We start from the raw sequence: 10,590 nt of genomic DNA on the forward strand, positions 1-10,590 counted from the left end.
CCGCTCTCGATTCGCGTCACGTGTTATTCGGTTTCCAGATCGATATCGATGCCGAGGGAACGAATTTCCTTGATCAACACGTTGAAGGACTCGGGCATGCCCGGCTCCATACGGTGATCGCCGTCCACGATGTTTTTGTACATCTTGGTCCGGCCGTTCACATCGTCCGACTTCACTGTGAGCATTTCTTGCAGAGTGTAAGCAGCACCGTATGCTTCCAGTGCCCAGACCTCCATCTCCCCGAAACGCTGACCACCGAACTGCGCCTTACCACCCAGCGGCTGCTGGGTAACCAGGCTGTACGAACCGGTAGAACGAGCGTGCATCTTGTCGTCTACCAAGTGGTTCAGCTTCAGCATGTACATGTAGCCAACAGTAACCGGGCGCTCGAACTTGTTGCCGGTACGGCCGTCGGTCAGCTGCATCTGGCCGCTTTCTGGCAGGTCTGCCAGTTTCAGCATGGCCTTGATTTCGCTTTCCTTGGCGCCGTCGAACACTGGAGTGGCCATTGGAACGCCGCCACGCAGGTTCTTCGCCAGATCCAGGATTTCCTGGTCGGAGAAGCTATCCAGATCTTCGTTACGACCGCCGATCTGGTTGTAGATCTCGTCCAGGAAGGTGCGAAGTTCAGCAACCTTACGTTGCTCTTCGACCATCCGGTTGATCTTCTCGCCCAGACCTTTGGCCGCGAGGCCCAGGTGGGTTTCAAGGATCTGACCAACGTTCATACGCGAAGGTACGCCCAACGGGTTGAGGACGACGTCGACCGGGGTGCCATTGGCATCGTGCGGCATGTCTTCAACCGGCATGATCACGGAGACCACACCTTTGTTACCGTGACGACCGGCCATCTTGTCGCCCGGCTGGATGCGGCGACGGATTGCCAGGTAAACCTTGACGATTTTCAGCACGCCTGGAGCCAGGTCATCGCCCTGCTGCAGCTTGCGCTTCTTGTCTTCGAACTTGTCGTCCAGCAGACGGCGGCGATCAACGATGTAGGCCTGAGCCTTCTCGAGCTGCTCGTTCAGAGCGTCTTCAGCCATGCGCAGTTTGAACCACTGGCCGTGCTCAAGACCGTCGAGAACTTCGTCGGTGATTTCCTGACCTTTCTTCAGACCGGCGCCGCCTTCGGCTTTGTGGCCGACCAGAGCGGAACGCAGACGTTCGAAAGTGGCGCCTTCAACGATACGGAACTCTTCGTTCAGGTCCTTGCGGATCTCGTCGAGTTGAGTCTTCTCGATCGACAGTGCGCGAGCATCACGCTCAACGCCGTCGCGGGTGAAGACCTGTACGTCGATGACAGTACCCTTGGTGCCGGTAGGCACACGCAGGGACGTGTCTTTAACGTCGCTGGCTTTTTCACCGAAGATCGCACGCAGCAGTTTTTCTTCCGGAGTCAGTTGGGTCTCGCCTTTCGGAGTGACCTTACCTACCAGGATGTCGCCTGCGCCTACTTCAGCACCTACGTAAACGATACCGGCTTCGTCCAGCTTGTTCAGTGCAGCTTCACCCACGTTCGGGATGTCTGCAGTGATTTCCTCTGGCCCAAGCTTGGTGTCACGCGCCACACAGGTCAGTTCCTGGATGTGGATCGTGGTGAAACGGTCTTCCTGAACAACACGCTCGGACAGGCAGATGGAGTCTTCGAAGTTGAAGCCGTTCCATGCCATGAACGCGATGCGCATGTTCTGACCCAGAGCCAGTTCACCCATATCGGTGGACGGACCGTCGGCCATGATGTCGCTGCGCTGAACCCGATCACCCTTGCTCACCAGCGGACGCTGGTTGATGCAGGTGTTCTGGTTGGAGCGGGTGTACTTGGTCAGGTTGTAGATGTCGACACCAGCTTCGCCGGTTTCAACTTCATCATCAGCAACACGAACCACGATACGGCTGGCGTCGACGGAATCGATCACGCCGCCACGACGAGCCACGACGCAAACGCCGGAGTCGCGAGCCACGTTACGTTCCATGCCGGTACCTACCAGCGGCTTGTCAGCACGCAGGGTTGGTACAGCTTGACGCTGCATGTTCGAACCCATCAACGCACGGTTGGCGTCGTCGTGCTCGAGGAACGGGATCAACGACGCAGCAACCGAAACTACCTGCTTCGGCGATACGTCCATCAAGGTGACGTCTTCCGGCGCCTTGACGGTGAACTCGTTCAGGTGACGAACAGCTACCAGCTCGTCGACCAGGACTTTCTTGTCGTTCATCGTGGCCGAAGCCTGAGCGATCACGTGATCGGCTTCTTCGATGGCGGACAGGAACACGATCTCGTCAGTGACCAGAGCGTCTTTCACCACACGGTACGGGCTCTCGAGGAAACCGTACTGGTTGGTGCGCGCATAGGCGGCCAGGGAGTTGATCAGACCGATGTTCGGACCTTCCGGCGTTTCAATCGGGCATACACGACCGTAGTGAGTCGGGTGTACGTCACGGACTTCGAAGCCAGCACGCTCACGAGTCAAACCGCCAGGGCCGAGTGCAGAGACACGACGCTTGTGGGTGATCTCGGACAGCGGGTTGTTCTGGTCCATGAACTGGGACAGCTGGCTGGAACCGAAGAACTCTTTCACCGCCGCAGCCACTGGCTTGGCGTTGATCAGGTCTTGCGGCATCAGGCCTTCGCTTTCAGCCATCGACAGACGCTCTTTGACCGCACGCTCAACACGCACCAGGCCAACGCGGAACTGATTCTCGGCCATTTCGCCTACACAGCGAACACGACGGTTACCCAGGTGGTCGATGTCATCGACGATGCCTTTACCGTTACGGATGTCGACCAGAGTCTTCAGTACCGCGACGATGTCTTCTTTGCACAACACGCCCGAACCTTCGATCTCGGTACGACCGATACGACGGTTGAACTTCATCCGGCCGACCGCAGACAGGTCATAGCGCTCAGGACTGAAGAACAGGTTGTTGAACAGTGTCTCGGCAGCGTCCTTGGTTGGCGGCTCGCCTGGACGCATCATGCGATAGATCTCGACCAGCGCTTCCAATTGGTTGCTGGTGGAGTCGATCTTCAGGGTGTCGGAGACGAACGGACCGCAGTCGATATCGTTGGTGTACAGAGTTTCGATGCGAACAACGCCCGCCTTGGCAATTTTTGCCAGGATTTCGGTGTTCAGCTCGGTGTTGCACTCTGCCAGGATTTCGCCGGTAGCCGGATGCACGATGACCTTGGCGGTAGTGCGACCCAGGACGTAGTCCAGAGGCACTTGCAGCTCTTTGATCCCGGCTTTTTCCAGCTGGTTGATGTGGCGAGCAGTGATACGACGACCCTGCTCGACAATAACCTTGCCTTTGTCATCCTGAATATCGAGGACAGCAATTTCACCACGCAGGCGCTGAGGCACCAGTTCCAGGCTGAGGTTTTCACCCTGCACATGGAAGACGTTAGTGGTGTAGAACGCGTCCAGCACTTCTTCAGTGGTGTAGCCCAGCGCGCGCAGCAGTACCGATGCAGGCAGTTTGCGACGACGGTCAATACGCACGAAGACGCAATCTTTCGGGTCGAACTCGAAGTCCAGCCACGAACCGCGGTAAGGGATGATGCGCGCGGAGTACAGCAGTTTGCCGGAGCTGTGCGTCTTGCCACGGTCGTGGTCGAAGAACACGCCCGGGGAACGGTGCAGCTGGGAAACGATTACACGCTCGGTACCGTTGATTACGAAGGTACCGTTCTCAGTCATCAGGGGGATTTCACCCATGTAGACTTCTTGCTCTTTGATGTCCTTGATCGCTTTGTTCGACGACTCTTTGTCGAAAATGATCAGGCGCACTTTTACCCGCAAAGGTACGGCGTAAGTTACACCGCGCAATACGCATTCTTTGACATCAAATGCCGGTTCGCCCAGGCGATAACCGACGTACTCCAGCGCAGCATTGCCAGAGTAGCTGATGATCGGGAAAACGGATTTGAAGGCCGCATGCAGGCCCACGTCGCGGAACTGATCTTTAGTCGCTCCCGCTTGCAAGAATTCACGATACGAATCCAGCTGGATGGCCAGGAGGTACGGCACATCCATGACGTCCGGCAACTTGCTAAAGTCCTTGCGGATACGTTTTTTCTCAGTATATGAGTAAGCCATCAGCGTTCCCCAGCTTGGTCACCTGCTTGTTTGGCCCCTCCCGACGGGAGCAGCCAGAAAATCGTGCAAACCCCATGGTTTGCGCCACCACATCGGGTGGATACAGCTCGTTACCAGCACCGACCCAGTCGGCTGCCAATAACGGAAAAAGGCCGGTGGCAAGAGCCACCAGCCATCAGCCTTTCGCTTAACGCTCGGGCTGGAGGAGCAAAGTCGATGCTTACTTCAGCTCGACTTTAGCGCCTGCTTCTTCCAGAGCTGCTTTGGCTTTGTCAGCTGCGTCTTTGGCAACAGCTTCCAGAACCATGGCAGGAGCGCCGTCAACTACAGCCTTGGCTTCTTTCAGGCCCAGACCGGTCAGTTCACGTACAGCCTTGATCACGTTAACTTTCTTCTCGCCAGCTTCGGTCAGCATGACGTTGAATTCAGTTTGTTCTTCAACAACGGCAGCAGCAACAGCTGGGCCAGCGGAAGCAGCAGCAGCGGAAACGCCGAACTTCTCTTCCATTGCCTTGATCAGCTCAACGATTTCCATTACGGATTTTTCGCCGATTGCTTCGATGATTTGCTCGTTAGTCAGAGACATGACTATTAATTCCTGTATTGGGGTGACAGCCTACGCGGCTATCGAAATAAACAATAAACGCTGAAAGGAGTCGCTCAGCCTTAGGCTGCGGCAGCTTCTTTCTGGTCGCGAAGTGCCGCCAGAGTACGAGCCAATTTGCTGGTTGCGCCTTGAATCACGCTCATCAGCTGAGAAATTGCTTCGTCACGGGTCGGCAGAGTTGCCAGCACGTCGATTTGGTTAGCTGCGAGGAACTTGCCCTCGAACGCAGCTGCCTTGATCTCGAACTTATCCTGACCTTTTGCAAACTCTTTGAAGATACGAGCAGCAGCGCCCGGATGTTCTTTCGAGAATGCAATCAAGGTAGGGCCGGTGAACACGTCGTTGAGAACACTGTACTCAGTGTCAGCAACGGCGCGCTTGAGCAGGGTGTTACGTACGACACGTACGTAAACGCCAGCTTCACGAGCCTCTTTACGGAGTCCGGTCATCGCGCCTACTGTTACGCCACGGGCATCAGCCACGACAGCGGACAGAGCGACTTTGGCAGCCTCGTTGACTTCAGCGACGATGGCCTTCTTGTCTTCGAGTTTAATTGCCACGGGTTTAACTCCTGCTTGTTACCGTTTCATCCAGTCGAAACCGGATGTCGTTTTGGTGTCTGATTCGGTAAGGAACCGGGAGCACCATCTGCGTAGGCTTGAGGTTTAAGACTTGCGTCGCCTACGGTCTTGGACAGCCCCCGCCAGGCAGGGACCCCAATCTTTCAATTGGCGCAATCGCTTGCGCCAACCTGTGTCTTACGCGTCGAGCGAGCCTTGGTCGATGACCAGACCTGGACCCATGGTGGTGCTCAGGGTAACGCGCTTGACGTAAATACCTTTCGAGGAAGCTGGCTTGATACGCTTCAGATCAGCGATCAGGGCTTCAACGTTTTCCTTCAGCTTGACGGCATCAAAGCCGACTTTGCCAACGGAAGTGTGGATGATGCCGTTTTTGTCGGTGCGGTAACGAACCTGACCAGCCTTGGCGTTTTTAACCGCGGTAGCTACGTCTGGAGTCACAGTGCCGACTTTAGGGTTAGGCATCAGACCACGTGGACCAAGGATCTGACCCAACTGACCTACAACGCGCATTGCATCCGGGGATGCGATTACTACGTCATAGTTCAGGTCGCCGCCTTTCATTTCGGCAGCCAGGTCGTCCATACCTACACGGTCAGCGCCGGCAGCCAGAGCGGCCTCGGCAGCTGGACCCTGAGTGAACACAGCAACGCGAACGGTCTTGCCAGTACCGTGCGGCAGCACGGTAGCGCTACGAACGACCTGGTCGGATTTACGCGGGTCAACACCCAGGTTCACAGCAACGTCGAACGACTCGCTGAACTTGACAGTCGACAGCTCGGACAGCAGAGCAGCAGCGTCTACAAAGTTGTAGGCCTTGCCCGCTTCGATTTTGCCGGCGATAGCCTTTTGACGCTTGGTCAGCTTAGCCATTACACACCCTCCACGTTAAGGCCCATGCTACGAGCAGAACCGGCGATAGTACGCACGGCTGCTTCCATATCAGCTGCAGTCAGATCCGCGTTTTTGGTTTTCGCGATTTCTTCCAGCTGAGCACGAGTCACAGTGCCAACCTTAACGGTGTTCGGACGAGCGGAACCGCTAGTCAGACCAGCAGCCTTCTTCAGCAGAACCGAAGCAGGGGTGGATTTGGTTTCGAACGTGAAGCTACGGTCGCTGTAGACAGTGATGATCACTGGAGTCGGCAGACCCGGCTCAAGACCCTGAGTACGGGCGTTGAAAGCCTTGCAGAATTCCATGATGTTCACGCCGTGCTGACCCAGAGCAGGACCAACAGGTGGGCTTGGGTTAGCCTGAGCGGCCTTCACTTGCAGCTTGATGTAAGCGGTAATCTTCTTGGCCATGAGGCACTCCAATTACGGGTTCAAACGCCTCGAAAGGCTCCCCGGTTACTTGCGCGTTTATCCCAGTGACGACAAAACCCCACAGCCTAGGGCTGCGGGGTTGGGATGCTTGCTCAGCTAGACCTTTTCGACCTGGCTGAACTCCAACTCTACCGGAGTAGAGCGACCGAAAATGAGCACCGCCACTTGGATCCGGCTCTTTTCGTAGTTAACTTCTTCAACCGTGCCGGTAAAATCAGCAAACGGCCCGTCGTTGACACGTACCGACTCACCCGGCTCGAACAACGTCTTCGGCTTCGGCTTATCGCTACCATCAGCAACACGACGCAGAATCGCTTCTGCTTCTTTATCTGTGATTGGCGCAGGCTTGTCGGCAGTACCACCGATGAAGCCCATCACTCGAGGAGTATCCTTGACCAAGTGCCAAGTACCCTCGTTCATGTCCATCTGAACCAGCACATAACCAGGGAAGAATTTGCGTTCGCTTTTGCGCTTCTGGCCATTACGCATCTCAACCACTTCTTCAGTGGGAACCAGAATTTCGCCGAAGCCATCTTCCATGCCAGCCAGCTTTACGCGCTCGATCAACGAACGCATGACATGCTTCTCGTAACCGGAGTAAGCATGCACAACGTACCAACGCTTAGCCACGGGACACCCTTAGCCGACGATCAAGGAAACAAGCCAACCGAGCAGGGAATCAAGCCCCCACAACAGCAACGCCATAACCAGAACAACAGCCACAACGATCAACGTGGTCTGCGTGGTTTCTTGGCGAGTTGGCCAAACGACTTTACGAATCTCGGTGCGCGCTTCCTTGACCAGTACAAAGAAAGACTTGCCCTTAACCGTCTGCAGGCCTACAAAGGCAGCTACAGCAGCAATGACCAGCAAAGCGAGCACGCGGTACAGGATCGGCGAAGCAGAGTAATACTGATTGCCAACAACGCCAACAATCACCAAAGCAACTACTACCAGCCACTTGAGCAGATCGAAGCGAGAGCCTTGAGCTTCAGCTTTAGGAGTCATCTATGAAGATCCTGTGAAAAGAAAGCCAGACACACCTGGTGAATCTGGCAGGTCAGGAGGGAATCGAACCCCCAACCTACGGTTTTGGAGACCGTCGCTCTGCCAATTGAGCTACTGACCTAAAACAAAATCAGGCCGACCATTATGCCGGCCTGAAAAAGACTTTACAACAATTTACTCAACGGCCCTGGCTATGCACACCAGCACCAAAGACGCACAACCACCCTCTCAGGCAACAACGCGCATCTACAACCCATTAAAACAAAGGCAGATATTTTCATATCTGCCTTGTTATATGGAGCTCTTGAGCGGATTTGAACCGCTGACCTCACCCTTACCAAGGGTGTGCTCTACCAACTGAGCTACAAGAGCGTAACACTTTGCAGGACCTGCAAACCTGGAGCGGGTAGCGGGAATCGAACCCGCATCATCAGCTTGGAAGGCTGAGGTTCTACCACTAAACTATACCCGCGGAGCTTGCAGCTCTCGCTAAAAATGGTGGAGGGGGAAGGATTCGAACCTTCGAAGTCGTAGACGTCAGATTTACAGTCTGATCCCTTTGGCCGCTCGGGAACCCCTCCTAAGCGAGCCGGCATTCTATACTATGCCAGCCTTCTGTCAAGCATTTTCTCATTAAAAACCTGAGGTTAGCTGCGTTGACCTCGCTTTGCACCGTCAACCTTTAAAAGGTCTTCACTGCGAAGCGGGCGCCATTCTATGCAAACTATTCAGCAGGTGCAACCCCCTCACACGGCATTATTTTATGTTTTAACTCATTGAATTCTTTAGAAAGGCTTTGCAGCTGCAAGTCATCCAGCAAACGCCGGCTTTCCGGCGCCACACGCACCCAGTAACCCGCATATTCAGGGAGATCTTTCGGCAAGGACTGAAACCTGATGTCCATGCCACTCAATCGATGCTCGATTGCCTGAGCGACTTCCTGCCGGGCAGAACCGCCCAGATAGAGACAACTGCTTTCCGCCTGCGTGGACTTTCCTTTGTCTCGGGTCGTATCAGTCGCCTCGCTCAACAAACGAATGTCCTGCTGAGATCCCCGATACAAACTCAAGGGGGTCACATCCTTCGCGCGAAGCGGGGCCTCCTGTTGATGCCAGATGTAATAGAACACATTGAGAACAAGCAGTAGCAGGAACAACCAACGCATAAAAACCTCAAGACAAGGGACACGCCATAGCCAATCCCACAAACACCAGATCCGGAACCACCTTGGCCTCAGGCACAACCTCGGAGACCAGATCAGCATCCCCCCCAGTGAGGAATACAGCGAAATCCTCCCCCCAATAGCTGCGCGCCAACTCTAGCTGAGCCTGGACAAAGCCCCTCAACATCAGCAAGCAACCCCGCTCGACCGCCTCGACGGTAGTACGCCCAGGAACAAGACTCTCCAAAGCGCGCTCGGCAGCAAGGTCGCCATAGCGGATTCTACGGGTATGAGTACGCAACTGGTTACGCATCAAGGGCATTCCCGGACAGATGAACCCCCCAAGATGCTCGCCATCCCTAGCGACAAAATCAGCAGTGACTGCAGTACCGAAGTCGAGCACCAGACAAGCACCTGAAGCCAGGTGAAATCCTCCGAGCATTGCAAGCCAGCGATCGAGTCCTAGCCGCTCGAACTCTTCATAGCCATTACGAACCCCGGACATTTCGCGAGCCGGTGTGGCGCACACCACTGAAACACCGAAAGCCTCCTTCAACAAAGACATCAAGGCTCCGGTCTCTTCGGCAGTTCTGACGCTAACTAACCGACAATGCTTGAGAGCGAGCCCCTTGAGCCCCCTCAAGCTCTCCAGCAGCGCGAGATCCGAATCAACGACACCCTCACCAACCACCCGCACGACATCCGCGCCGAGCACACGCCACTTAATGAAACTGTTTCCACAATCGAGCTCAAGAATCATCACGCAACCTCAGGCTGAGCTCACCACCACTAAAGACTTTTTCCACGCCATCCACCTTCAAGCGCAAGGCACCCTGACCATCGATACCCAGCACCTCTCCATCTATCTGACTAGCTCCAGCAATCAACGACACAGCACGTCCCTGCCATAGATGATTTTGCTCCCACTCCGCCCGGATAGCCGGAAATCCGCCGACCTGGTGGCGACTCAAGTAGGCCTGGAGCATCACCCCTAACTTTGCAACCAGGTGATTGCGATCAACCGCCCTGCCCGACTCGAGCCGCATGGACGTCCACTGCTGGTCGACTTCATCGGTCATCTGCATGTTCACATTGATCCCAACACCGATCACTACATGACACACATCTGCAGGATCGCCCACTAATTCGAGCAATATTCCAGCAATTTTTTTCTGACCAACTAGAACATCATTGGGCCACTTCAACCCTACCCCTGAAATACCAAGCTCTCGCAAGGCCTGCATGACGGCGAGCCCAACAACAAGACTCAAGCCTTCCAGCTGCCGCATCCCACCCTCAATGCGCAACACCAGGCTGTAATAGATGTTTTCTGCGAACGGACTCACCCACTTGCGCCCACGTCGTCCGCGGCCGGCCGTCTGCCTCTCGGCGAGCACCAGAAATGGCGCAGCCTGCCCACGATCGATAGCGCGCAAGGCTTCAGCGTTGGTAGAGTCAATTGAATCAAAGACTAGAATGGGCCACTCACAAGAAGGCGCCCGCGCGCATATCTCGACAGGATCAAGCAGCGTCAATGGCGCAGCCAACTGATAGCCGCGACCGCGCACTTTATGAATGGATAAACCGAGCTCAGCCTCCAAATGCTGAAGCTGCTTCCATACAGCGCTACGACTGACGCCCAAGGCGACGCCCAGGGCCTGGCCCGAATGGAATCGGCCATCCTTAAGAAGCTTTAACAACGTCAGCATGCAAGTCTCGCCTCACAATGAGGCCCGCATGATAGCCATGCCCCGAGCAGTTGCATAGAAACCCTAAAGGTCAGTTTTCCTGCGGACAAAACAAAACCCCT

Annotated in this window: 10 protein-coding genes and 4 tRNA genes; all 14 read right to left on the reverse strand. The window is 55.3% G+C overall.

The genetic code is table 11. The features are described from left to right. Window positions 1-23: 23 nt before the first annotated feature. The 14 genes from rpoB to birA all read right to left on the reverse strand — a co-directional run bounded on the left by rpoB (window position 24) and on the right by birA (window position 10,489). Window positions 24-4,097, reverse strand: coding sequence for a DNA-directed RNA polymerase subunit beta (gene rpoB / locus PMI21_RS25985; protein ID WP_007933722.1), 4,074 nt, complete (start codon window positions 4,095-4,097; stop codon window positions 24-26). A 220-nt stretch (window positions 4,098-4,317) separates the two neighbouring features. Next, the gene (gene rplL, locus PMI21_RS25980) at window positions 4,318-4,683 is read right to left on the reverse strand and encodes a 50S ribosomal protein L7/L12 (RefSeq protein WP_007933723.1); all 366 of its coding nucleotides are present in this window, start codon (window positions 4,681-4,683) and stop codon (window positions 4,318-4,320) included. An 80-nt stretch (window positions 4,684-4,763) separates the two neighbouring features. Continuing rightward, window positions 4,764-5,264, reverse strand: a complete 501-nt coding sequence (gene rplJ, locus PMI21_RS25975; RefSeq protein WP_007933724.1) for a 50S ribosomal protein L10 — start codon at window positions 5,262-5,264, stop codon at window positions 4,764-4,766. Window positions 5,265-5,462: 198 nt separating this feature from the next. Continuing rightward, entirely contained in the window at window positions 5,463-6,158 is a 696-nt protein-coding gene (gene rplA / locus PMI21_RS25970) for a 50S ribosomal protein L1 (protein ID WP_007933725.1), read from the reverse strand. After that, entirely contained in the window at window positions 6,158-6,589 is a 432-nt protein-coding gene (rplK, locus tag PMI21_RS25965) for a 50S ribosomal protein L11 (protein ID WP_007933726.1), read from the reverse strand. Before rplK ends, rplA begins: the two co-directional genes overlap by 1 nt. Window positions 6,590-6,706: 117 nt before the next feature. Continuing rightward, window positions 6,707-7,240 (reverse strand): transcription termination/antitermination protein NusG, encoded by a 534-nt coding sequence (nusG, locus tag PMI21_RS25960; RefSeq protein WP_007933727.1) that lies wholly within the window; start codon window positions 7,238-7,240, stop codon window positions 6,707-6,709. Window positions 7,241-7,249: 9 nt separating this feature from the next. After that, window positions 7,250-7,618 (reverse strand): preprotein translocase subunit SecE, encoded by a 369-nt coding sequence (gene secE / locus PMI21_RS25955; RefSeq protein ID WP_007933728.1) that lies wholly within the window; start codon window positions 7,616-7,618, stop codon window positions 7,250-7,252. Between the two features lie 45 nt (window positions 7,619-7,663). Further along, window positions 7,664-7,739 (reverse strand) — tRNA-Trp (locus PMI21_RS25950). Window positions 7,740-7,914: 175 nt separating this feature from the next. Beyond that, window positions 7,915-7,990: transfer RNA gene (locus PMI21_RS25945), tRNA-Thr, on the reverse strand. A gap of 26 nt (window positions 7,991-8,016) precedes the next feature. Further along, a tRNA-Gly gene (locus PMI21_RS25940) sits at window positions 8,017-8,090 on the reverse strand. Window positions 8,091-8,114: 24 nt separating this feature from the next. Next, window positions 8,115-8,199: transfer RNA gene (locus tag PMI21_RS25935), tRNA-Tyr, on the reverse strand. A 143-nt stretch (window positions 8,200-8,342) separates the two neighbouring features. Next, complete coding sequence (locus PMI21_RS25930) at window positions 8,343-8,783, reverse strand: hypothetical protein (protein WP_007933730.1); 441 nt, start codon at window positions 8,781-8,783, stop codon at window positions 8,343-8,345. A gap of 7 nt (window positions 8,784-8,790) precedes the next feature. After that, window positions 8,791-9,540 (reverse strand): pantothenate kinase, encoded by a 750-nt coding sequence (locus PMI21_RS25925; protein ID WP_007933731.1) that lies wholly within the window; start codon window positions 9,538-9,540, stop codon window positions 8,791-8,793. Continuing rightward, complete coding sequence (gene birA / locus PMI21_RS25920; protein ID WP_007933732.1) at window positions 9,530-10,489, reverse strand: bifunctional biotin--[acetyl-CoA-carboxylase] ligase/biotin operon repressor BirA; 960 nt, start codon at window positions 10,487-10,489, stop codon at window positions 9,530-9,532. The genes PMI21_RS25925 and birA overlap by 11 nt, the downstream gene beginning before the upstream one ends. Window positions 10,490-10,590: the final 101 nt, after the last annotated feature.

The organism is Pseudomonas sp. GM18 (assembly GCF_000282195.1).
Classification (GTDB): Bacteria; Pseudomonadota; Gammaproteobacteria; order Pseudomonadales; family Pseudomonadaceae; genus Aquipseudomonas.

Coding starts and splice junctions, on each gene's coding strand:
- rpoB (WP_007933722.1), bottom strand. CDS start 4,097: ATGGCTTACTCATATACTGAGAAAAAACGTATCCGCAAGGACTTTAGC.
- rplL (WP_007933723.1), bottom strand. CDS start 4,683: ATGTCTCTGACTAACGAGCAAATCATCGAAGCAATCGGCGAAAAATCC.
- rplA (WP_007933725.1), bottom strand. CDS start 6,158: ATGGCTAAGCTGACCAAGCGTCAAAAGGCTATCGCCGGCAAAATCGAA.
- rplK (WP_007933726.1), bottom strand. CDS start 6,589: ATGGCCAAGAAGATTACCGCTTACATCAAGCTGCAAGTGAAGGCCGCT.
- secE (WP_007933728.1), bottom strand. CDS start 7,618: ATGACTCCTAAAGCTGAAGCTCAAGGCTCTCGCTTCGATCTGCTCAAG.
- PMI21_RS25930 (WP_007933730.1), bottom strand. CDS start 8,783: ATGCGTTGGTTGTTCCTGCTACTGCTTGTTCTCAATGTGTTCTATTAC.
- PMI21_RS25925 (WP_007933731.1), bottom strand. CDS start 9,540: ATGATTCTTGAGCTCGATTGTGGAAACAGTTTCATTAAGTGGCGTGTG.
- birA (WP_007933732.1), bottom strand. CDS start 10,489: ATGCTGACGTTGTTAAAGCTTCTTAAGGATGGCCGATTCCATTCGGGC.